General features: G+C 39.7%; 20 protein-coding genes and 1 tRNA gene. 7 read left to right on the plus strand and 14 right to left on the minus strand.

Annotated features, from left to right (window positions below; genetic code table 11):
* Positions 1–189 precede the first annotated feature (189 nt).
* The 4 genes from cysS to B9T24_RS00875 all read left to right on the plus strand — a co-directional run bounded on the left by cysS (position 190) and on the right by B9T24_RS00875 (position 3,117).
* Positions 190–1,611, plus strand: a complete 1,422-nt coding sequence (cysS, locus tag B9T24_RS00860) for a cysteine--tRNA ligase (protein WP_086164074.1) — start codon at positions 190–192, stop codon at positions 1,609–1,611.
* Between the two features lie 64 nt (positions 1,612–1,675).
* Positions 1,676–1,751 (plus strand) — tRNA-Gly (locus B9T24_RS00865).
* 347 nt (positions 1,752–2,098) lie between these two features.
* On the plus strand, positions 2,099–2,548 hold the full coding sequence (locus B9T24_RS00870) for a universal stress protein (protein ID WP_086164075.1): 450 nt from the start codon (positions 2,099–2,101) through the stop codon (positions 2,546–2,548).
* A gap of 182 nt (positions 2,549–2,730) precedes the next feature.
* Positions 2,731–3,117, plus strand: a complete 387-nt coding sequence (locus tag B9T24_RS00875; protein ID WP_004651671.1) for a carboxymuconolactone decarboxylase family protein — start codon at positions 2,731–2,733, stop codon at positions 3,115–3,117.
* A 51-nt stretch (positions 3,118–3,168) separates the two neighbouring features.
* On the opposite strand, the gene B9T24_RS00880 is transcribed toward B9T24_RS00875, so the two are convergent.
* From B9T24_RS00880 to B9T24_RS00940, 13 genes are all read right to left on the minus strand, one after another.
* Positions 3,169–3,837 carry an ATP-binding cassette domain-containing protein gene (locus tag B9T24_RS00880; protein ID WP_086164076.1) on the minus strand — a complete coding sequence of 223 codons (669 nt, stop codon included), beginning with the start codon at positions 3,835–3,837 and terminating at the stop codon, positions 3,169–3,171.
* A gap of 1 nt (position 3,838) precedes the next feature.
* The gene (gene modB, locus B9T24_RS00885; protein ID WP_086164077.1) at positions 3,839–4,522 is read right to left on the minus strand and encodes a molybdate ABC transporter permease subunit; all 684 of its coding nucleotides are present in this window, start codon (positions 4,520–4,522) and stop codon (positions 3,839–3,841) included.
* A 22-nt stretch (positions 4,523–4,544) separates the two neighbouring features.
* On the minus strand, positions 4,545–5,303 hold the full coding sequence (modA, locus tag B9T24_RS00890) for a molybdate ABC transporter substrate-binding protein (RefSeq protein ID WP_086164078.1): 759 nt from the start codon (positions 5,301–5,303) through the stop codon (positions 4,545–4,547).
* A 75-nt stretch (positions 5,304–5,378) separates the two neighbouring features.
* Positions 5,379–6,611, minus strand: coding sequence for a molybdopterin molybdotransferase MoeA (locus tag B9T24_RS00895; RefSeq protein ID WP_086164079.1), 1,233 nt, complete (start codon positions 6,609–6,611; stop codon positions 5,379–5,381).
* A gap of 8 nt (positions 6,612–6,619) precedes the next feature.
* Positions 6,620–7,543: a bifunctional molybdenum cofactor biosynthesis protein MoaC/MoaB gene (gene moaCB, locus B9T24_RS00900; RefSeq protein WP_086164080.1), complete on the minus strand. Its 924-nt coding sequence runs from the start codon at positions 7,541–7,543 to the stop codon at positions 6,620–6,622.
* 85 nt (positions 7,544–7,628) lie between these two features.
* Positions 7,629–8,141 (minus strand): molybdenum cofactor biosynthesis protein MoaE, encoded by a 513-nt coding sequence (locus tag B9T24_RS00905; protein WP_086164081.1) that lies wholly within the window; start codon positions 8,139–8,141, stop codon positions 7,629–7,631.
* Between the two features lies 1 nt (position 8,142).
* Complete coding sequence (locus B9T24_RS00910) at positions 8,143–8,394, minus strand: MoaD/ThiS family protein (protein WP_086164082.1); 252 nt, start codon at positions 8,392–8,394, stop codon at positions 8,143–8,145.
* Between the two features lies 1 nt (position 8,395).
* Positions 8,396–9,448 (minus strand): GTP 3',8-cyclase MoaA, encoded by a 1,053-nt coding sequence (gene moaA, locus B9T24_RS00915; RefSeq protein WP_086164083.1) that lies wholly within the window; start codon positions 9,446–9,448, stop codon positions 8,396–8,398.
* 133 nt (positions 9,449–9,581) lie between these two features.
* Positions 9,582–10,208, minus strand: a complete 627-nt coding sequence (gene mobA, locus B9T24_RS00920) for a molybdenum cofactor guanylyltransferase (protein ID WP_086164084.1) — start codon at positions 10,206–10,208, stop codon at positions 9,582–9,584.
* Positions 10,205–12,985: a nitrate reductase gene (locus B9T24_RS00925; RefSeq protein WP_086164085.1), complete on the minus strand. Its 2,781-nt coding sequence runs from the start codon at positions 12,983–12,985 to the stop codon at positions 10,205–10,207. The genes mobA and B9T24_RS00925 overlap by 4 nt, the downstream gene beginning before the upstream one ends.
* Before the next feature lie 269 nt (positions 12,986–13,254).
* Positions 13,255–14,874, minus strand: a complete 1,620-nt coding sequence (gene nirD, locus B9T24_RS00930) for a nitrite reductase small subunit NirD (protein ID WP_086164086.1) — start codon at positions 14,872–14,874, stop codon at positions 13,255–13,257.
* Positions 14,875–14,900: 26 nt separating this feature from the next.
* The gene (nirB, locus tag B9T24_RS00935; protein WP_086164087.1) at positions 14,901–17,447 is read right to left on the minus strand and encodes a nitrite reductase large subunit NirB; all 2,547 of its coding nucleotides are present in this window, start codon (positions 17,445–17,447) and stop codon (positions 14,901–14,903) included.
* Between the two features lie 35 nt (positions 17,448–17,482).
* Positions 17,483–18,835 (minus strand): MFS transporter, encoded by a 1,353-nt coding sequence (locus B9T24_RS00940; protein WP_086164088.1) that lies wholly within the window; start codon positions 18,833–18,835, stop codon positions 17,483–17,485.
* A gap of 449 nt (positions 18,836–19,284) precedes the next feature.
* Here B9T24_RS00940 and B9T24_RS00945 point away from each other — a divergent pair, with 449 nt between their 5' ends.
* The 3 genes from B9T24_RS00945 to B9T24_RS00955 all read left to right on the plus strand — a co-directional run bounded on the left by B9T24_RS00945 (position 19,285) and on the right by B9T24_RS00955 (position 23,125).
* On the plus strand, positions 19,285–19,872 hold the full coding sequence (locus B9T24_RS00945; protein WP_086164089.1) for an ANTAR domain-containing response regulator: 588 nt from the start codon (positions 19,285–19,287) through the stop codon (positions 19,870–19,872).
* Between the two features lie 3 nt (positions 19,873–19,875).
* Positions 19,876–20,871 (plus strand): ABC transporter substrate-binding protein, encoded by a 996-nt coding sequence (locus tag B9T24_RS00950; protein WP_086164090.1) that lies wholly within the window; start codon positions 19,876–19,878, stop codon positions 20,869–20,871.
* A 175-nt stretch (positions 20,872–21,046) separates the two neighbouring features.
* Positions 21,047–23,125 (plus strand): TonB-dependent receptor plug domain-containing protein, encoded by a 2,079-nt coding sequence (locus B9T24_RS00955; protein WP_086164091.1) that lies wholly within the window; start codon positions 21,047–21,049, stop codon positions 23,123–23,125.
* 670 nt (positions 23,126–23,795) lie between these two features.
* On the opposite strand, the gene B9T24_RS00960 is transcribed toward B9T24_RS00955, so the two are convergent.
* On the minus strand, positions 23,796–24,065 hold the full coding sequence (locus B9T24_RS00960) for a hypothetical protein (RefSeq protein WP_086164092.1): 270 nt from the start codon (positions 24,063–24,065) through the stop codon (positions 23,796–23,798).
* Positions 24,066–24,592: the final 527 nt, after the last annotated feature.

The raw sequence follows: 24,592 nt of genomic DNA on the forward strand, positions 1-24,592 counted from the left end.
TTAACTCTATTTAAAGAGTGACTCTAATCAAGCAAAAATAATTTTCGCAATTTTATCATATCTATGCAAATCTCACGTTTCTAAATGTACAACTTTTCACAAGCTTATAAAAAAAGCGTATAAAACTTTATGAAAAATAATGCTTAGGTTAAGATGAGCTACCATTTAATTGACCTATTTTGAAGAGCTATGCAACCATTTGTTCTATACAACTCAGAGCAACGTAAAAAAGTTGAATTTGTTCCACGTGTTGAAGGACATATCGACATGTATGTGTGTGGTATGACTGTATACGACTACTGTCATATTGGACATGCTCGAGTCATGGTTGCATTTGACTACATTATTCGGTTCTTGCGCAGTCAAGGTTGGAGCGTTAAATACGTTCGTAATATTACCGACATTGACGATAAAATTATTCAACGTGCCAATGAAAATGGCGAAAGCATTACTGCACTGACAGATCGCTTTATTCAAGCCATGAATGAAGATGCTGCAAATCTTGGTTGTGCTGCACCTGATGAAGCACCACGCGCCACTGACTATATTGATCAAATGCAAAACATGATTGGTAATTTAGTCAATAAAGGTACAGCTTATCCTTCAAATAATGGTGATGTTTATTTCCAAGTGGAAAAATTTGCCAAATATGGTCGTTTATCGGGTCGTAAACTGGAAGATATGCAAGCAGGTGCATCTGAACGTGTCGATGTCGAAGTTGAAAAGAAACATCCTTTTGACTTTGTGCTTTGGAAACATGCCAAAGAAAATGAACCTTCTTGGGCTTCGCCTTGGGGCAATGGTCGCCCGGGTTGGCATATTGAATGTTCTGCCATGTCTACCTGCTGCTTAGGCAACCATTTTGATATTCATGGCGGTGGTTCAGACTTAATGTTCCCACATCATGAAAATGAAATTGCACAATCTGAAGCCTCTACAGATGAACAATATGTCAATTATTGGATGCATATCGGCTTTATTAACTCTGATGGCGAAAAAATGTCGAAATCTTTAGGCAACTTTTTTACCATTCGTGATGTGATGGAGAAATTTCACCCTGAAGTGATTCGTTACTTTATTGTTTCTTCTCACTATAGAAGCCCAGTCAATTTTTCAGACTTTGCATTAAAAGAAGCAAAAAATGCACTCAGTCGTTTTTATCATTCATTTAAAGCGTATCAACAAAGCTACGGTGAAAAAACCACTGAAGCTTTAGATGCAACTTTGGTTGAACGCTTTAATACCGCTATGCGTGATGACTTTAATACATCCGAAGCGATTGCTGTATTGTTTGAAATCAATAAAGAACTCAACCGCGCTGTAAAAGATGAAAATGCTGAACAGGCAACTGTTTACTATTCAACATTACGTCACTTGACCAATATTCTTGGTTTGGTTCAATACAATGTAGATGAATTTTTAAAGTCTGATATTGGTCAAGATGCTTTAGGTTTATCTGAAGAACAAATTACAGATTTAATTCAACAACGTGTTGATGCCAAAAAAGCCAAAGAATTTGCCAAAGCTGATGAGATTCGTCAATCTTTACTTGATCAAGGCATTGTTTTGGAAGATACCCGTCAAGGTACAATTTGGCGTCGTGCTGATTAATTAAACAATCAAATTTATAGAGAGTTGACAGTTTTATAAAACGCTCTATAATGCACTCCATAAAGCGGGAATAGCTCAGTTGGTAGAGCATAACCTTGCCAAGGTTGGGGTCGAGAGTTCGAGTCTCTTTTCCCGCTCCAAAATACGAAAAAGCCCTTATCATTGATAAGGGCTTTTTTTCATCCCAATTTTATCTCTAACCCCGAGTATTTTTCTATCTTGAATGACATTCATCATCAAACCATGATGAGCTAAACTTTAAAGCCCTAATACAGCAATCACCTTATCCTAAAAACAAATTATTCGACAACTCAAAGACTTTGAAACCACATATTTCTTCATCTACTTAAACAAGCAAGTAAAACACTGATCTATACAATGAGTTTGATGAAAGCAAAAAGATATATTTTTATCCTTTTTTATTACAGCATGTTCACTATGTTAATCTTGAGCTAGATAAAGAATCTTGAAACAAGAGGAAAGTGTTATGAATTACCAACACATCTTACTTGCTGTTGATGATTCCCCAACTGCTATTGCGACTGCTGAGCAAGTGATTATTTTAGCGAAAGCATTAAGCAGTAAAGTCACCATAGCGAGTGTTGTTGTGCTCGACCCTTTAACCAGCGTTAGTTTTTATAAAAATGTACCAGGCATAACGGATTATTATCTGGCAGCAAAAGCGCATGCCAAAAATATTCTGGCTGAGCTCAATCAAAAATTTACTGACTACGGTATTGAAACAGAGACGAAGCTCATTAGCAGCCACTCTCCAAGTGATGGTATTTCCAAACTTGCGGATGAGTTAAATGTTGACTTAATTGTGGTCGGTTCACATGGTCGTACGGGTTTAAAAAAAGTGCTCATTGGCAGTATTGCGCAAGACATACTGACTTCCAGCCATGTTCCCGTACTCGTGATGAAACACACAAAATAATATTTTATGCACAGTTCCCCAGCTCACTTTATGTGAGCTGATTTTTTACTTTTAATATTTGGTAACTTAAACGTAGCTTACTCAAAAAATTCAATTAAATTAAGATTATAAATCAATTCACATTGACAACATTAAAGCATAAACTTTGATCAGTTTTTTATCGACATGATCAGAGTAAAAATATGTCACAACAAGACTTCGAAAATGGTTTAAAAGTTCGCACTGAAGTTATGGGTGAATCTTTCGTGAAACGCGCACAAGATAATACGGTGCCCTTCACTCAACCCTTACAAGACTGGATTAATGAACATGCGTGGGGTTCAACTTGGCAACGTGAAGGTGTGCTGCCCCGTAAGTATCGCTCATTGATTACCATTGCGTTCTTAACTGCTCAAAAAAGCCCAACAGAACTTAAAGGTCATGTCCGCGGTGCATTAAATAACGGTGCGACTGTAGAAGAAATTCAAGAAGTGCTCCTTCATAGTCTGCCTTACTGCGGTGCCCCAGCCACACAGGAAGCCTTTCGTGCTGCGCTTGAAGTGATTAATGACTATCAAAAATCTGAATAGTATCATTTGAAATGGATAAAAATAGTTTGGGTATCATGCTTAGGCTATTTTTCACTCAATAATTAGACCCTTTGGGTTTTGCCTATGCTGTAATTGCCCTTGATCTAACTGCAAAATATCAGCTTTTAAATATTTCAACTCTTCCAAATGATGCGTCACATAAATCATGGGTAAATCTAACTCATCTTTAATTCGCGTTAAAAATGGTAAAATTTGCTGTTTTAACTGATGATCCAACCCCGTTAATGGCTCATCTAAAAGCAATAAATGAGGAGAAGATAACAATGCTCGTCCAATCGACACGCGTTGTGCTTCTCCACCAGAAAGTTGATGTGCTTTACGTTGACATAAGTGTGTCAGTTCGAGCAACGCAATGATGTCATTAAACTGAAATTTTCGTTCAGATTGGGGAATTAATTTTTCTGCATAACAAAGATTTTGCTGCACATTCATATGTGGAAACAGCAATGCATTTTGAAAAATTAATGCAATTTTTCGTTGATGCATCGGTACATGAATTTTTTGCTGGCTATCGAATAAAATCTGCTGATTAAACTGAATTGTCCCATGTGTTGGCTTTAATAAACCCACAATATTTTTTAATAGAGTACTTTTACCGCAGCCAGATATACCAACAATCCCTAAAAGCTGTTGTTGCATTTCCAGTTTAACATTCAACATAAAATCAGCATGTTGATATTGAAAATTACACTTCAACATATCACGCTCCTAATTTTTGTTGATACTTTTGCAAAATAAAATAATTGGCAATTAAAGCGCTAAATGCCAAAATCAAAGACAATGCCACCAGTCGCATTGCCATCTCTTCACCATTGGGTTGTTGTAGCAATGAATAAATTGCTATCGGAATAGTCCGAGTTTCATCGGGGATATTACCAACGAAAGTGATGGTTGCGCCAAACTCACCCAAACTTCGACTAAAACATAAAATACTGCCAATCACTATTCCGGGAATAGCCAACGGTAAATTAATACTCAAAAACACTTTCCACGGTGCTGCACCGAGTGAACCCGCAATTTGTTCGAGCTGTTGATTCATCAACTGAAAGGATAAACGGATGGGTTGTACCATCAAGGGAAATGCCACAATCATGGACGCTAAAACTGCCCCTTTCCAGTTAAATGCCAGTTGAATACCCAACGCATTTAAATACTGGCCAATCAATCCCTGATTACCAAATAAAACTAAAAGTAAATAACCTAAAACGACAGGAGGTAAAACCATCGGTAGTTGTAGCAGTGCTTCCACAATAAATTTTAGTCGAAATTCATGCCGTGCAAGTAACCACGCCAATGCAACTGCAAAAGGTAAGCAAAACAATGTGGCAAAGCCTGCAACTTTGGCAGATAAATAAAGTGCACTAAGTTCCTCTGGACTGAACATGCTCACTCCCCCATTCATTTACTTAGGGTTTTAAACTAAAACCATATGTCTGGAAGACCGTTTTGGCTTGTGCACTGTGTTTCACAAACTTTTCAAATTGAACGGCTTCTTTATTTTTTTCACCTTGTTTAGTCAATGCCAGTGGATACACAATCGGACTATGTGATTGACTTGGGAAGGTTCCAATAATTTTCACTTTTTGACTAATTAGTGCATCAGTTTTATAGACGATACCAACTTCACATTCACCTCGCTCTACAAAAGCCAGAGCCGAACGCACATCATCTGTACCCACAATACGGCCTTTTAAAGCATCTAACCAATTCAATTTCAGTAGGCTTTGTTTCGCATATTTTCCTACAGGAACAGACTCCATTTGCCCTGTACATAAATGCCCTTTAAACGATTGGGCGAAATTAAAACTCGGTTGGGCTTTAAATGGAATGTGTAAATTTTTCGGGCTAATTAAAACCAATTGATTAAACAACAAAGGTTGGGCTTTATTTTCGGTAATGATCTGTTTTTTAATCAGATAATTCATCCAATCTAAATCCGCAGAGAAAAAAATATCACTATTTGCCCCTGCTTCTACTTGTTTTGCCAAAGCAGATGATGCGCCAAAAACAGGAACTATATCCGTTTTTGGATATTGTTTTTCATAAAGTGTGGCAATATCGGTGATAGCATTGGTCAAACTTGCAGCAGCATAAATCTTAACTGTTTCTGCCTGAAGCGTACCGCATACACCAATGAGTACTGTACCAAATATTAAGTTTTTCATTACTTTCCGTCATTTTAAATATGGTGTGATTTGATCAATGCCTGATTGAATAAATTTAAGTGAGTAATGGTAAAATCACGAGTGAATAAAAATACCTTGCACAATTTGACCTTCAAACATACTTTCTCCCGCAGGTATCCGCACTAAACAATTGGCTTGCATTAAATTACTCAGCATATGTGATTGTTGTTTAGACAAACTTTTGACCTTAAGGACAGACTGCTCAAAACTGGCGGACATCCTTAAAAAGCGTTCTCGTGCATCCATTTTCAAATCATGTGACAGTACTGCACTAAACCAGTTCGGCGGCTGCTTTTGACCTTGTAACGCATTCAGCAAAGTCGAAGTATAAATTTGCATCCCCATATAAACAGCGGCAGGATTACCCGGCAATCCGAGTAAATAACAAGCCGAACGATCCGCTCTCGCTAAGGTCGCAAAGAAGATAGGTTTGCCCGGTTTTTGTTTGACTTTCCAGAAAATTTGCTCAAAACCTAAAGCTAACGTGACGGGTCGAATAAAATCATAATCGCCAACCGATACCCCGCCTGTGGTTAAAATAAGGTCATAATCTTGAGAGAGCATTTGAATTAATGCTGTAACGGCATGTTCAGTATCTGCCACATGAAAAATTTCGACCTGTTGAGATTGCTGCTGAAACCACGCTTGAATTAAGGGTGCATTGGCATCAAAAATTTTACCTGATGCAAAATCCTCAACTGAAACTGCCACCTCATCGCCCGTAATCACCACCGCCACTTTGGGATATTGAAAAACCTGAACCGTTTGAACACCTGCCATGCTCAAAGATGCAATTGCTCCCACAGAGAGTTGCTGCCCTTGACTTGCCAGTAATTCACCTATAGAAATTTCTTCACCAACGTCTCGAATATCGCTATGGGCTTTTAAGTTCTCTGTAATTTCAATGCTAGATGAATCAATAACGCTCACAATTTCTTGACGCGCTACGGTGGTCGTACCCACAGGAATTTTTGCCCCCGTGAAAATCCGCGCTGCCTGTCCTTGTTTTAACTGTAACTCAGAGCCATGACCTGCCTGAATCTCTCCCACCAATTCAAATGAACTCTTCGGCTCAATTGTCGATGGTGCACACAGCGCATAACCATCCACTGCACTTTGGGAAAATAACGGCAGATTAATTTGAGAATAAACATCTTCAGCTAAATAGCGATTTAAAGCTTGATCTAAACCGAGCTGTTCCGTCGCTAAAACTTGAGCGTTATCCAAAATTAAAGCCAAAGCCTGATCGACTGTAATCAAGCCCTGTTCTGCTCCGCATGCTGACATGCTGCTACTCATTGATAGCCACCTTGATGTGGGATATTTTTTTGCACATCAAATAAATGTACTAAGGCAGGAAGAATCGCAATCAAAGATTCTTGAGCACCTTGTCGGCTGCCCGGTAAAGTCAGCACCAAGCTATGGTCGATATAACCCGCAACACCACGGCTTAAAGCCGCATAAGGCGTACGTTTTTGTCCAAAACTACGTGAAGCTTCCATTAGCCCCGGTATTTCCCGTTTTAATAAAGGCTGAATAGTTTCTACGGTTAAATCTTTCGGGCCTAAGCCTGTCCCACCCACGGTTAAAATCAGCGGATAATTATTTTTTTGCTGTTCAATCAGTGCCAATAATTGTTCTGGACTGTCTGGAATCACTTGATAAGCAATCTGACTAAAATTGGCTTCTTGTAAAATTTCTAAGACATTTTGTCCTGCTGTATCTGGTTTCTTCCCTGCCGCTACAGTATCGGATAACACAATAATAGATGCTGACAAACTTTCTTTTAACACACGAGTAAAGTGAGACTTACCGCCTTTTTTCTTTTGTAATTTACATTGATCCAAACATAAATCTTCAGGTTCACAATGTGGTTTTAACATATCGTACAGGGTTAAGCCCGCAAGGCTGACCGCAGTTAATGCTTCCATTTCTACGCCAGTCGGGCCAATAGTTTCAACTGTGGCAATAATTTCCACATAATTTTCAAAGAGTTCAAAATCTACATCGGCACGGTAAATTGGTAGTGGATGACAGAGTGGAATCAGCTCATCGGTACGTTTCGCTGCTAAAATACCTGCAATCCGTGCAGTTTTAAGCGCATCGCCTTTTTCCGTATTGCCATTACGCAGAAGCTCAATGCAATGTGGCGGAGCATGCAAAATACCTGTTGCCACTGCAGTACGATAACTCTCTGCTTTCATCCCAACATTTTTCATTGCATGTTCCTATCATTTATTTTTACAGTAAAGTTAAGTTTTGGGGCTTAAATAAAGGATGATAAATTATTAAATCATTCTCAATTTAATGATGACAATGTTGATCATGTTCATGTGTGTTGACTGCATGATGATGTGAATGTGGCTCATCTACATCGTCCTTACGAATACAACAGCCTTCCACATACTGACTACTGCCATCCATATAGAATTCTTCTTTCCAAACGGGCACTTCATGTTTCACACGCTCTACTGCTTCTTCACAAGCGGCAAAGGCTTCACGACGATGTGCCGCATAAGCAATCGCAATAATGGCTTTTTCACCAATATCTAAAGCGCCAATGCGGTGAATAACCCGGACATAGGACACCGCATATTTGGCTTGAATTTCTTGTTCTATTTGACGAATCATTTTTTCCGACACCGGTGCATAAGCAGTATATTTCAATGCCTTCACCGCTTTGCCTTCATGATGGTTACGCACCGTACCAATAAAAATACCAATACCACCACATTCAGGAAAATGTTGAATTTGATCAAAGCTTTCTAGCGTTAATGCAGTATCTTGAATTCGTGAAAATTGTTTTAACTCTTCCATCTTAACCTCCTGCCACGGGTGAAAGTAGCACTAAGGTACTGTCCGAGCGAAGTTCGGTCTGACGTGAAATAATGTCCTCACCCATAGCACAGGCACAACGCTCGATCATCGCTAAAGCAGCTGGATAGGCTTGCCCAACTTGAGCCAAGACATCCGTAATTGTGCTGTTTAGGCTGCATATGATTTCTAAATTTTGCGGTAACTGTCGCTCTACCGCACCGAAGGCTTCAATTTTGATTTTGATTTGTGACATCTTAACCTCCAATCATGTGCATACTAATTTTTCGACTGCTTTTATCCAAGCTTTGATTTTTCAAGCGCTGTTCTATCGCGTGATAACCCTGTTCTTTGTGCCAGATATAGGTAAATAAAGCATCGTTTAAATTCACTTCACTTGACGCTGTTTTTAAGGTCAAGGCTTTAATTTGTGTTTTTAACTTCAACCCTTGCGGAGTAAAGAGGCAATTATAAAACTCGCCTTGTGCGGTTAAACGCACCCGATCACACGTTCCACAAAACGAGTTGGTAATGGTGGAAATAATGCCAATTGGATGACCATCAATAAAATGCTGTCTTGCGGGATCTGAAGTGGCCTGAGTCGAACCATGTGCTTGCTTAGTCACTGTAAACTCAGTGGCTAAAGTTTCTAAAATTTGTTGCTCACTCACCACATGTTCAGTTGACCATTTTCGATCACCATCGAGCGGCATAAACTCAATAAAACGTAAAACAATTTGCTGCTGAATTGACCAACGCGCCAAAGGCAAAATTTGATTTTCATTTATCCCATTCATTAATACAGTATTAATTTTTATTGGGAGCTCTACCGCTTGAGCCGCACGAATTCCATCAAGTACAGGTGCTAAATCTTTTTGAGTCAGTTGTTTAAATTGGCTCGCATCCAAACTGTCTAAACTAATGTTCAGGTCATCTAGACCTGCTTGCTTTAACGCCTGTGCATATTGTTTTAAATAATGCGCATTGCTGGTCATGGAAATCCGCTTTAGCCCGAGCGGCTTTAAGTTTTGTAGTTGTGCAACAAAATGTACCACGCCCTGACGCATGAGTGGCTCACCACCTGTAATACGAATAAATTCAATACCACGGCGCACCATAAAGTCACAAAACTGATAAAGCTCTTCAAAGCTGAGTAAATCGTGTTTTTTCATCCATTCTGGGTGTTCAGGCATACAGTAGACACACTTAAAATTACAGCGATCAGTCACTGAAATGCGCAGTTTTCGCTTACCACGACCGAATTGATCGACAAATAATGCATTGCTTTTAAGTTGTGTCATCATATTCATGTTGAACATCCATCTTCAGGCATTAGGTCATTACTGCACAAATAGTGTGCAAAAGTTTTAAATCGCCCAATCTTATTATTATTAGATCTGCAATAAGTGTTCCAACTTTGTGCCAAAGGTAAAATATCGCGCTTTAATGTAGAAATTTAATTTGTTGATGCTGTTGCAGCTCATCGGGTGAGTTAATACTGTGAAAAAATAAGGCATGGTTGGTAAAATGTGCCACTTGAGCGTGCAATTCTGCAAAACAATGCCTTAAACTGCGCTGTTTTTGCTCAAGACAATCACTCAGGTGCGCCAAACTACTGCGTTTAACCAAGCAAAATGGATACAGTGCTTTGCCATTTATTTCCGCATAAGCAACTTCCGCCAAACTATTTTTAGCCAAAGCCAGATGTAATTTAAAAATAACTTTTGGAGGAATGTAGGTCACATCGCAGGGTACAAACAGCACATAGTCTGCTTGTACATGTGACCATGCGCTTTTCATTCCCATGAGTGGACCTAAAAAACCATGTTCATCATCCTGATAGCAATGAATACTGGGAATAATCTTTTGATAAATCGAATAATCCCGATGACTGTTGATCCATACTTGTGCAACATCAGATTTAAGCTGTTGATGGATTTTAATCAGTTGAATTTGATCATCAAATTTTTGTAATAACTTATTCAGACCATTCATCCGTCGAGCTTGCCCACCAGCCAAAATCACCAAATCAGTATCGGGATAAATTGAATTTTTAACACTATTTTTCATTCAACCGCCTCCGTTTGACAGGCTTTAATCAAGCCACGAATTTCAGGTAAACATGAACCACAATTGCCCCCAGCTTTTAAACAGGCTGTGACTTGCTTCTCATCGGTAATATTTTTGCTTTTAATGGTTTCAATAATGCGGTTTTTACCGACTTTAAAACAACTACAAACCAACGGCCCTTCATTATTGGCCATCGACATCGGCTGTCCTGCAAGCAAAGCTTTACGGTGCATAGCACTTAATCGTTCACGTTTAAACAGACTTGCCACCCAATCACGATCTGGCAATAACGCTTTAGGTGCAATATATAAACTTGCAATCAAATGACCATCTTTCAGCACCACACTATGACTGATATGCGCAGTCTGGTCTTCAATATTCAGCCATTCAAAACTTTCATCGTGAAACGGTAATAGCTCTTTTAAATGTTCTGTGGTCTGGGTAAATTTTTTACGATCTGCCACTTCATATCGCGTAGCTTTAGCCGTTATAATTTTAGTCCACCACACTGTGCTTTCAATTGACGATTGCACAATTTTTTCAAAGCCTTGACGCACATAAAACACGCCTTGCCATTGGCTATAAAATGGATGGATGATCACTGGCGTATGTTTAAACTCAGGTTCACCTGAAATGGCATCCACAACAGGATTGACCACTTTACCAATGCGGGCATCGGATGCCACTTGGTCATTCCAGTGAATCGGTGCAAAAACTTGTCCACGGCGAATATCATCACTGACCATCGCACGTAATACGCAATTGCCCCAGTTCGATTTCACCTCAACCAATTCACCATCTTTAACGCCATATTTCAACGCATCTTGTGGATGAATTTCACAATACGGCTCTGCACGATGAGTACTTAAATTAGCAGATAAACCTGTTCGACTCATGGTGTGCCATTGATCACGAATCCGCCCCGTATTTAAAACCAAAGGAAATTCTTTACACACTGAATTAACGGGATTGATTGCCGTAATAGCAATAAATTTCGCTTTAGCATCGGCATGGCTAAATTGTCCCGTTGCATACAGTCGTGCCACCGCGCCCTCTGGCTGCTGTTTAGTCCATACTGGCCATTGAACAGGCTTTAGTTCGTCATATTCAGTTGCGGTTAAATCCGTTAAACCGTTTAAATTAAAATAACGAAAATTCGGTGTTTCACTGCGCTGTTCTAAATCTGAATTTTGATCTGATGATAATCGTGCATGCTCTAAGAAAATGTCATGGCTATTTTTAAAATCAAAACCATCAAAGCCTAATTTTTTCGCCACCTGACTAATGGCCCACCAGTCTGCCTTTGCCTCACTTGGCTGCGCTAAAAAGGCACGTTGTCTGGAAATACGACGCTCAGAATTGGTGACTGTACCCTCTTTTTCGCCCCAACCTAGTGCAGGTAATAAGACATCAGCATATTGCGTGGTGTCGGTATCGATACAAATATCAGAGACCACCACAAATTCACATTGCTCTAAAGCACGTTTCACCTGATCAGCATCGGGTAAACTGACCACAGGATTGGTTGCCATAATCCAAATGGCTTTAATTTTGCCACTTTCAACCGCATGAAATAAATCAACTGCTTTAAAGCCAGCTTGCTTGGCAATATACGGACTGTGCCAAAAATTTTGCACCAATTGTTGATGGTTTTCATTTTCCAATTCTAAATGCGCCGCCAACATATTTGCTAGCCCACCCACTTCACGCCCACCCATGGCATTGGGTTGTCCTGTCATCGAAAATGGTGCAGCACCCAATTTGCCTATTTTTCCAGTCAATAAATGGCAGTTGGTAATACTATTGGCCTTATTGACCCCTTGCGAAGATTGATTCACCCCCATCGAAAACAGTGTCATCACTTTTGAAGTATTGGCAAATTTTTCATAGAAAGTCTGCAATTTTTCGACAGAAATTCCTGTGCGTGTCGCCACATTTTCAATGAGAGATTCACTTTCACTCTGTACCAGTGCTTGCGCTAGACCTTGGGTATGTTCAGTAATAAACGCTTGATCGGCATGACCATTTTTCGATAGGTATTGTAATAAGCCATTAAATAACGCGACATCTTGCCCCGGTAAAATCGGTAAATGTAAGTCGGCTGCTTCACAGGTGCTGGTAAAACGAGGATCAACCACGACCACAAACAAATCGCGTTGTTCTTTGGCCTTCATGATGCGTTGATACAATACTGGATGACACCATGCAGTATTTGAACCCACCAAAACCACCATGTCGGTATGTTCAAAATCCTCATAACTTGCTGGGACAATATCTTCCCCAAAAGCACGTTTATGGGCAGCAACGGCCGATGACATACAAAGACGTGAATTGGTATCTATATTAGCCGTACCCAAATAACCTTTGACGAACTTATTCACCACATAATAGTCTTCCGTCAGCAACTGACCTGACACATAAAAGGCAATGCTGTCACGACCATATTGATCTATACAGTGCTGAAATTGATCTGCAATTTTTGTAATCGCAGTATCCCAATCACCCAATTTTCGTTGTGCCTTGCGCCCCATCATCGGCTCAAGTACACGGGTTTCTAAGCCCAAAGTATCTGCCAAATTACTGCCTTTAATACACAACTTGCCGTAATTGGAAGGATGGGTAATATCGCCTTCAACAGTCACTTTCTGACCTGACGCTGTCTCCTGCACGGTTGCAGTCACACCACAACCCACACCACAATAAGGACAAGTGGTATTTGTCTTTTTCGTCAATAATTCTGTGGAGCTATGCAGTTCCATCACAGGGATACTATTCATAGAAACTCCTTAATTTTGAAATATACAAATAGATTCATTAAAACGGTGTCTTTTCAATAAAACTCATTTTTCTGGATCAACCTTCGGTTCGACCTACTTTTCTTTCGGGAAAAGTAGGCAAAACCATTGTCATCCGCAAAACTCGTTCACGTCCGTCATTTATCAAAAATTTCGCAGAAACATGAGTTTTCATATTTCTTCCTGACTCAAACAGTTGCGGATGACGTTTCCGCGTCTCTTATTCAGTGCATTAAAAAATTTGATTTTTCTCAACCTGCTTGTTTTAATGCAAAATCTTTACCAAATAACAATTTATTGCGAATTGAAGAAATAGGTGTTTGATCTGCAATTAACTCTGCATACCATGCACCATCTTCGGTATCACCAAACAATACCGCACCAATCACTTTATCTTGCTGAATAATAATACGTTTATAAATATGACGTTTTTCATCATTCAAAATGATATCTTCATAATCATCAGCGGGTTCAAAGTTACCTGCGGAAAACACATCACAACCACTGACTTTAAGCTGTGTTGGAACGGTCGGTGCTTTAAAGGTTAAGCTACCATGTTCAGCCAAATGTGAGGCACAAATAAATGCTTGTCCCCACAGTGGTTCAACCAAGCCAAAAGTTTGATTACGATGCTCAATACATTCACCCACCGCATAAATGCTCGGGTCAAAAGTTTGCATGGTGTCATTCACCATCACGCCACGATTACAACGTAAACCTGCACTTTGTGCCAGTGTCATATTTGGACGAATCCCGACTGCAAAAACTACAAAATCGGCCTCTAATACAGTGCCATCTTTTAAGCGCAGTTGGCTCACATGACCATCTTGACCAATCAGTTCTTCTGTATTGGCTTCAGTCAATACTGGAATACCTTTGGCTTCGATACTTTGTTTCAGTAAAGCACTTGCTCGTGCATCCAGTTGACGATCCATAATACGATCCATCAAGTGCAACACGGTGACGTTCATGCCGCGTTGTTTTAACCCATAAGCCGCTTCAAGCCCGAGTAATCCGCCACCAATCACCACCGCATTTTTCTTATTTTTGCAGTACTCCAGCATGGTATTCACATCATAAATATCACGGAAGCTCAATACACCTTTTAAATCTGAACCTTTAATGGGTGGAATAAATGGCTTAGAACCTGTGGCAAGAATTAATCGGTCATAATCGACCACTATGCCTTTTTCTGTATGGACTTGTTTACGTGGGCGGTCAATTTTCACCGCAGCATCACCAGCAATAAAGTGAATCCCTTTATCGCTATACCATGCATGCGGATGCAGCATAATATCTTCAATGCTTTTATCACCCGATAACACCGGTGAAAGCATGATACGGTTGTAGTTACCCCACGGTTCCTCACCAATCACGGTCACTTCATAGCGATCTGGCGCCATATCGAGTAAATCTTCAAGGCAGCGCATCCCTGCTAAACCGTTCCCAACCAAGACCAATTTCATCTTTTCTTGCGAAGTGCCATTATTGGTAATATAGGTTTTTTGTGCCGTTGGGCTAACAAAAACACGACCCTCTTCAATTTTGCTTGGAAACACCAACAATTTTTGATTTTTGTCTTCCAAGCAGCGTCCTGTGGCTAAACTGAAATGCTGCTTATAAATAGGCGATGCCACCACACGCTCACCTTGCAAATCACCCAAAATCCCGCGTGACATAACAAAGGCTTGACTAAACGGGTCTTGGTTACTTAAGGCATAAACACGTTTTTCATGGCCGACACGGAATAAGGCAATTTGCTGCTCATCAAGCATTGCACCAACACCAGTATTAGGCGTGATGTCATCTAAATGACAAATTTCAATCCAGTCCAATTCATCTGTCGCATTCATTTCTTTTAAAATCGTCATATTTATTCTCCTTTAATCACAAATGCTTAAGCTTCTACTACAGGAATACGGCTTGGATCACGTTCCACTGTGGTTTTTGGGCGAATTTGCCCACGTTCAGCAGCAAACTGAATATGCGGATCATTCTGTTGTTCAGCTTTTGCATTAATAAAGGTTTTAAAACGTTTACGCACTTCAGGATCTTCAATCGCAGTACGCCATTCGTCTTGATAAGTTCCGACGACATGATCCATACGGCGTTCTAATTCAGTCGCAAGTCCTAAAGAATCTTCAACCACCACGGCTTTAAGATAATCTAAACCACCTTCGAGATTGTCGCGCCATACCGAAGTACGTTGCAAACGATCTGCTGTTTGGATATAGAACATATAGAATCGGTCGATATAGCGAATTAAAGTTTCAGTATCAAGGTCTGAAGCCAGCAGTTCAGCATGACGTGGTTTCATCCCACCATTACCGCAAACATACAGATTCCAGCCTTTTTCAGTGGCAATAACACCAACATCTTTGCTTTGCGCTTCGGCACACTCACGGGTACAACCAGAGACCGCCATTTTGAGTTTGTGTGGAGAACGTAAACCCTTGTAGCGATTTTCTAGAAAAATGGCTAAACCCATTGAATCATCGACACCGTAACGGCACCACGTGCTACCGACACACGATTTAACGGTACGTAAAGATTTACCGTAAGCATGCCCCGATTCAAAACCAGCATTAATCAATTTTTCCCAAATTTCAGGCAATTGATGGACTTGTGCGCCAAATAAGTCAATTCGTTGCCCACCCGTGATTTTGGTATATAAACCATAATCTTTTGCGACCTGACCAATGGTGATTAAACCTTCAGGGGTAATTTCACCTCCTGCAATACGTGGCACGATAGAGTAAGAACCATCTTTTTGAATGTTACCCAGATAATAATCATTACTGTCTTGCAATCCAGCATGACTTGGTTTGAGTACAAAATCATTCCAACAAGAGGCTAAAATATTCGCCACAGTTGGTTTACAGATATCACAGCCTAAACCATGACCATGCTGCCCAATCAAATCATCAAAGGTTTTAATTTCATTGATACGAACCAAGTGATACAGCTCTTGGCGTGAATAGGCAAAGTGTTCACATAAATGGTTGTTGACGGTTACGCCTTGACGTTGTAATTCAGACTTCAACACTTGTGTCACTAAAGGTGCACAACCGCCACACGCTGTTGCAGCTTTGGTACATTTTTTTAAGGCACCGAGCGATGTTGAACCCTCATTGATCGCTTGGCAGATATCTGCTTTAGAGACGTTATTACATGAACAAATGGTTGCGCTATCTGGCAATAAGTCGACACCACTACCACCCGATTTTGCTGAAGATTGTTCAAAGCCTGGCATAATCAAGCTTTCTGGTTGTTCTGGAACAGCCAACCCATTCAACATAATTTGCAATAAGTCGTTATATTCTTTGGCACAGCCGACCAAAACAGCACCCAACAACTTGGTTTTTTCGCTATTGACCACAATCTTTTTATAGACCATGGCAGCTTCATCTGCATAAAAATAGCTCAGTGCATTTGGCGTCATGGCATGTGCATCACCGACCGATGCAACATCAACACCCATGAGTTTAAGTTTGGTGCTCATATCCGCACCTGTAAACTCGTTACAGCTCTGATCCATGACATGTTTTGCAGCAATACGAGCCATGTCATAGCCCGGTGCCACTAAACCATAAATTTTATTTTGCCAAAGCGCACATTCACCAATCGCATAAATGTCTGTATTTGACGTTTGGCAGTAATCATTAATCACGATTCCGCCACGCTCACCAATCGCGAGTCCACTTTGACGCGCTAATTCATCACGTGGGCGAATACCCGCAGAGAACAAGACAATATCGGTTTCAAGTTCAGAGCCATCGCCAAACTTCATCACATGCGTGGTATTGCTCCCCGCTTCAATACATTGTGTCGCTTTTTGGGTATGAACTTTTACGCCTAAATTTTCAATTTTTGCGCGTAAAACCTTACCGCCCAAATCATCAATTTGAACGGCCATTAAACGGGGTGCAAATTCCACCACATGAGTTTCAAGATTTAAATCACGTAACGCTTTTGCAGCTTCAAGACCCAGTAAACCACCACCAATCACCACACCTGTTTTTGCATTTAAGCTTGCAGCACGAATGGCATCTAAGTCTTCAATGGTGCGATAGACAAAACAGTTTTCACGCTCATTACCCGGAATTGGAGGAACAAAAGCATATGAACCTGTCGCCAATACCAATTTGTCATAACCAATCACATCACCATGATTGGTGGTAATTGTTTTATTTAAAGTATCAACTTCAGTTGCTTTGGTATTTAAGCGTAGATCAATTCCATAAGCATCCGCAAAGTCTGAACGGCAAAGGGTGAGATCTTTAGCTGATTTTCCTGAGAAGTATTCAGTTAAATGTACACGATCATACGCTAAACGAGGTTCTTCCGCTAAGATGGTAATTTCAACTTCATCCCCTGCATGTTCCAATACAGATTCAATGAATTTGTGCCCCACCATGCCATGACCAATCATTACCAATTTCATATACTTTCTCCTCAATTCCTTTTTAACTTTTTAGCTTATTGTTGAGCTTCAGCCATACTGTTACGTTCAAGCACCGCAGCTTCAAACAACTTTTGCTCTTTTTCTTTATGTTCTACCGAGAAACGGATCATCAGAACAAAACTCGCTGCAATCACCACCAAGCCGCCCAAGAACATAAGACAAGTTTGAATATCGAGCATACCTTTGAGTAAGAAACCTGCTGCAACTGCACCCACGTTACCACCCGCCCCAATGATGCCTGCAACACCACCTAAGGCATCACGGTCAATGAATGGAACCAGTGCATACGTTGCACCACATGCCATATGGGTAAAGAGTGCGAATACGGTCATGACCAGAATTGCCAGAACTGCGGTATTCATTTGTGAGAATAAGATTAAGAACAAACCTTCCATCAGGATCATGCCAAACAGTACTTTGGTACGACCATCTAGACCTTTTTTAGTCGCAACCTTGTCTGAGATAATTCCACCTAAAGCACGGGCAAACAGTGCCAACAAACCAAAGATCCCTGCGGCTAAGCCTGCCTCTTTTAAGCCAAAGCTAAAATGATCAACGTAGTACATCGCCACGATGTTATGAATAAAAATTTCAATACCGAAACATGCAGCATAAGCACCAAATAAAATCCAAACGCGGTAGTTACGTGCAGCGTGCATGAGAATTGCCATACCGCCTTTTTTATCGCTACCAACTTGAATGCCTTGTGCACGCAGTTCTTTAAAGTTGCCTTGTGGACAGTCTTGGGTGTATTTCCAATACATTGCACCCACAATCAGCATCATCACACCCGGTACAATCAGCGCAATTCTCCAACCCATCGCTTGTTCAACACCGAACATCACCAAGGCTGCAAGCATTAACGGCATCAATGCTTGTGTTGCACCACCCCCTGCATTTCCCCAACCCGCTGATGCAGCATTGGCCGTTCCCACTACATTGGGTGCAAACATAATACTGGTGTGATATTGAGTAATTACAAAGCTGGCACCAATCGCACCAATCAGTAAGCGGAAGAATAAAAAGGATTCATAACTGTTGGCAGATGCTACCCCAAAGACTGGAATACTGCCGATAATCAGTAAAGCCGTATAAGTTTTGCGTGGACCATATTTATCACACAACGGTCCAACAACCAGACGAACTAAAATGGTAATTGCAACGGCGGCAATATTAATGTTCGCAATTTGGTCTTTGGTTAAATGGAACTCACCAGCAATGACAGGCATCAGTGGTGCACAGGCAAACCATGCAAAGAAGCAGACAAAAAAAGCGAGCCAACTCATATGGAAGGCTCTCATTGCTGCGCTACTGAAGTTAAAAAGATTTATTTTTGTTGCTTTTTTAGCATTTAAATTTGAAGACATAGCCTTCTCCTTCCTGAACTGAACGTATTGGTTTATCTGCTATGCGGATTGCTGCATACCAGATTCGATCAGAACGGACATCGTTGGCCGTCTTACAAATTTTTAGAGTCTTCTTTGACTCACAAGAGATTATGCAATGACTATGCCAACATATTTAAAAATACTTTAAAATGATGTTTTTTATTAATTTTTATATTTAATTAATCATTTTTCATCCCCAACCGGTTGTTCAACTCTTCATCTGAATGACAACAGATCGAAGAACAAAGCTTGCCATTGTGCTTCCTTGTAGCGCATTTTTGCATCAAGACAGTGCGCTATTAGATTACACACTGGTTTTATGTATGATTTTTATTGAATTAATATAAGTTTCATAACTTTGGCATTTTAATTGCTTTATATTATGAATAACTTTTCTTTCAGGTTTTACCTGATGATATTTGACCAATATGCCAAAACTCAAAATCGCACTCATTGATGACAATCAAGAACGTGCCAATTATATAAAAGCATCCCTGATCGAACATCATTTCGATGTGGTCGCCTGTCTCACAATCGATCATTTAAATATGTTCCGTTTAGAACAATTGCATGCCGATGTCATTTTATTGGATATGGATCACCCTCACCGCGACATTATAGAAAGTTGCGTCAGCCAATTTGATTTACCCACGGTGCTATTTACCAAAAACAGCCATAAAGACACCATCAAAAGTGCCATCAATGCAGGTGTTACTGCGTATATTGTGGATGGGATTGACCCAACCAAACTAGAAAGCATTTTAGAAATTTCGATTGAACAATTTAAAAAACATAAAAAATTACTAGGTGATTTAGAAGACACCAAAAATAAACTGGCAAATCGTAAAGATGTAGAAAAAGCCAAAGTTTTACTCATGCAATTGCATACCTTAACTGAAGATCAAGCCTTTCAACTACTGCGAAAAAATGCCATGAGTCATCGCATGACGATGGGCGAAATGGCACGGCGTTTATTAGATGCTCAAGAATTGTTACAGAACCAATTAAAGGACTAGGCCATGACAGATTTAGAAAAAACTCAAATCCAAATCGGCTACATTCCTCTGCTCGATTGTGTTGCCATTCTTTGGGCAAAGCAGCGTGGTTTTTTTGATGAAGTTGGCTTAGATGTATCGCTCGTCAAGGAAGCCTCTTGGGCAAGTTTAAGAGATCGGTTGGCGTTTGGCTTTTTAGATGCGGCACATTGTCTATCTGCCATGCTTCCTGCCGCAGCTTTGGGTGAAGACCAACTCGGTATTCCCTTACAAACCGCTTTAGTTTTAAGCCAAAATCGTGCATTTATTAGCTTGAGTCAAAAATTATGCTTTGACCTCAATATTACAACACAAGATAACATGCAAGAATCGGCACAAAAAATAGTCACAGCCATACTGGAACAAAAACCCATTCAATTGGCACATGTGTTTAAACAGTCGATTCATCATTATTGTTTAAGAGAATGGTTAGCACTGATCGATTTTGATGTTGCACAAAACATCAAATTGGTCACACTTCCCCCTCCCTATATGGTTGAGGCTTTAAGCAATCATGTGATTGACGGTTTCTGTGTAGGTGAACCTTGGAATACGCAAGGTGAGTTATTCGGTGTCAGCCAAATTGTGGCATCGAGCCAAGACATTATGCCTAAAGTTGCAGATAAAGTTTTGGCCGTCACCGTTGATTGGGCTTTACAGCATCCCCATACACACCGCGCTTTAACCCAAGCCATTCAAAAAGCACAACAAGAACTGAAATATTTAGATGACTATACTGAGGTTTGGCAAATGCTAATGGACTTCAACATTGTTCAATTCCAATGTTCTAACACCGTTCATGTACAAAAATTCCATTCTATTCAAAATATTATCCGTAATTTTGTCGATGAATCACCGCAGCCCAAAATTGAAGATTTTAAATGGCTGATTCAGCAAATGGTGAAATGGGACAAACTGATTATCAGTGAAACAGATCTCGAAAAAATGAGCCAAAACTGTATTTTATCTTTTCAAGCTTAAAATTTTAGCATTGCCTTAGTACGATTCATCACCACAACGTACTGAGGTTAAATGATTCATTGTGAGCATATTTACCCATAAAAATTACGTTTTATCTTTAGTTTCTCTATTTTCCTCAAATTTTCTTCACATTTGTACGTTATCTTACGCAAAATTACATACGGAACATCGAATAATGAAACGCATACAAGCGCGTTGGAAATTAAGTGCATTAAGTTGTGCATTATTCACCTTTATGTCCCCAACATGGGCTGCTGACAGCATTACCACTACAACGACAACAAACAGTGCGCCCACTCAAGCCCAGTCCGTACAAACTTTGGCAACGTTAAAATTTGCAGCCACACCCAATACAGCGAAAGATCCTGACATTAGTGCGGTGGCAAAAACCATTGTCACACGTGAGGAAATGCTGCAATTTGGTGATCAATCCGTTAATGATGCTTTACGTCGTGCAGCGGGTTTCCAAATGCCAACACCTGGACAAGGTCCACGCGGTGGCGGCGGTGCTTCAGGTATGCGTTTTCGGGGGGGCGGTGCGCCAGTATTTTTAATTAATGGTGAAGCGGTTCAAGGGGGTCCACGTGGCGGAATGTCGATTGTTGATAGCTTAACACCCGACATGATTGAACGAATTGAAATTACCAAACAACCGAGTGTGGCTCAAGCCTCTGTCGCATCTTCGGCAGTCATTAATATTATTTTAAAACAACCACTTGATAATACACGCCTAAGCGGTAATGCCCGTGTCGGATATGGTTTGGCAAAATCAGATCAAAAAGAAGAAGAACGTAAAAATATTAGTGTGCAACTCGATGGCCGTGATAGTCCATGGTTATATAGCCTTTCTGCCAATCAAATGTGGAATGACAACACCTCGATCACCCAGACCCAAACCAGCACTCAGACACGTGAACAAAAACGGATTACGCAGCGCAAGTCGCAAATGTTGTCACCACGCCTTGAATATGAATTAGACGATCAACAAAAATTAGTTGCTGAATTATTCTATCGCAACAATGAAAGTGAGGGTGTCCGTGCTGACCAAGTTCAAAATGATCAAAATGACAGTATCCGTTTAAACACACGTTACGAGCGTAAAGACCAAGGCAATTCAGATAAGCTTCGTCTATCCGTTGAACAACAAAATGAAACTGAATCGACTCAATCGTCCCTATTGAACAGCTATACCGATGAACGCATCAATGAATACAGTATTGGCTATGACGGTGTTCGAAAATTCAATGAAACTCGCCAACTTAAATTTGGTCTAGATGCACGTGCCAATGAACTCGATAGCAATGTGAGTCAAAGTTTAGATGAACAACTCTACGCGCTGTATGTTGAAGGCAGTTGGAAGTTTACTGACCGCCAAACTGTAACTTTGGGTGCTCGTCAAGAATGGATCAACCGTTCAGGCTTAGTTGAATATAGTGATCATCACTTAAGCCCTGTCTTGGCGCACCGTTTTGACTTTAATGATACATGGTCGTTACAAACCAATATTAGCCAAGCCTTCTTGAGCCCTAAAACAGATCGTTTATTACCCACCGTTTCGGTTTCTACCGATAGCGATGCGGGTAGCCTCAACAACCCAGATCGTGGTGGAAATCCTAATTTACGTCCTGAAAAAATTACTGCATTTGAATCGACTTTAGGCTACAACACGCCATCAGGTGGTATCAATATCACGGCATATCAACGTGAAATTGAAGACTACATCGAAAAAGTCATTCGTCAGGAAGGTTCACGTTTTGTAGAGCGTCCACAGAACCAAGATAATGCCACCACGTATGGCGTTGAAATTTCGGGTCGCTATGCCTTAAAACAAACAAAACGGGGAAATTCATTCATGTTGAATGGACAACTCTCTACTGTACGCGCCAAAGTTGAGGATGAAAACCATCAACAACGCTTAGTCAGTGATGTTGCGCCATATACTGCAAGTGCAGGCTTATCCTACAACTATCAGCCTTGGCAGCTTGCAACCAGTGTCAATTTGAACTATGTGCCTGAATTCACCCGTGCTTTAGATAATCAACCCTATGATCGCACCAGCAATGAACGGGTAAATATGGATATCAGTATCACCAAACGCTTTACTGGTGGTTGGGCGACTACACTGAATGCACGGAATATTTTAAGTACCGATTATAAAGAACGCTTAACCTATCAAACTGATGGTAGTCTGTATGAATCACGAATCAATCAAGCAATTCCAAGTGTTTTAATCAGTCTAGAAAAGAAATTTTAAACATTAAAACCGGTGTGAATGCACTAATGCTGATCAGTTAAGGGGTTTTACAATTAACTCCTTAGCTTTTTAGTTATTCACGACGGAGTCTTATCGTGTTAAATCAAATTTTGGGAGCTCGTTTGTTCCTTGCGAAACAATTTTTCTCATTTGCCAAAATGAGAATCCTCAAAATATATTTTGAGTTTGTAAGAAAAGTATCTTACGAATAGTTTTAAATAAATTATTTAGAACCATTCTCACCGCAAAACTCGTCAAATACCTTTTATTGATCAATTAATCGCAGAAACCTTACTGTTTCAATCTTGCGGTGTATACACCTCATGCCTCGAACAGTTGATGATGACGTTTACGCGTATCGAATAACATCATGAATTTAAAATACTCCCTCCTTTGAAAAAGGAGGATTGAGGAGGATTAAAAAATTCTTAACTGACTGGTATCAGTGTGAATGCACCGGTTTTTATTATCAATACATATGTATTTTTTAACACTGTTTAAGAGGAATCAATGGTGAGATTTAATTAAAAAACATCAAGTGAATAGGCTTCATTTTATTCAAAAAATTAATATTCGTATGTTGGATATAATATTTTTTAGCTTAAAACATGCATGATTAATGCAAAAAACTGCCGACTTAATCTAAGATAAATATGCATTTATATTTCATTTACAATTTTTTAAGTAAACTCGCAATACGTAAGGTATGTTGCTTATTGCCTTTTTGTTCCATGACTTTATGTTCTACCCACCATAAATATTCAAAAATTTCAGACTCACTTGAATGATCGCGAATCATTTTAAAAATTTTGGGCAAATAATCTTCATACTCATCTCGCATTGAAGGATTGCGACCAATTCCTAAAGGATCCCATTCATTGAGTAAAACTTTATGTATTCCATACAATAATATTGCATCTTTATTATGTGCAACGTCCATACCTACCCCTTACTAATTTAATATAAAAATCAGACCTATGTAATATTATTTATTCTACGAATTATGGTCAATTCATTAAAAAATGTCGCTACTTATATTACATCTTCAAATTTTCTATTATCTTTAAAGCAATGATTTTTTAAATCATCAATCACGCTAAAATTTTTATCCTTTATAAATAATTCCAGTCTTTCATTTTTTTAATCACTCATTTTAATCGAAATTGAGTTGCTCTAAGAATAACATAAAAAGAAAGTAGGCTTTTAAAACAGTCATGATAAATTTATGATTTTCGATCATGGACTCAAAGCATGATGTGATTTGTTTTTCATTCGCTTGGCATATTGATCACACTTTAAATCAATAAAAATTATGCTAATGAATAACAATTTTCATATTCCTACAAGTCTAATAAAGCTCTATTTTCTGATTGAGTTATCATTCAAAAATACATTTACAATCAATATTTTTTAATGGTAGGTGTTTGGTAGGTAGGATTATTTCTCTGTTCATTTGATACTCAATTA

Origin of the sequence: Acinetobacter sp. ANC 4654 (assembly GCF_002135425.1) — a bacterium.
Lineage (GTDB): Bacteria > Pseudomonadota > Gammaproteobacteria > Pseudomonadales > Moraxellaceae > Acinetobacter > Acinetobacter kyonggiensis.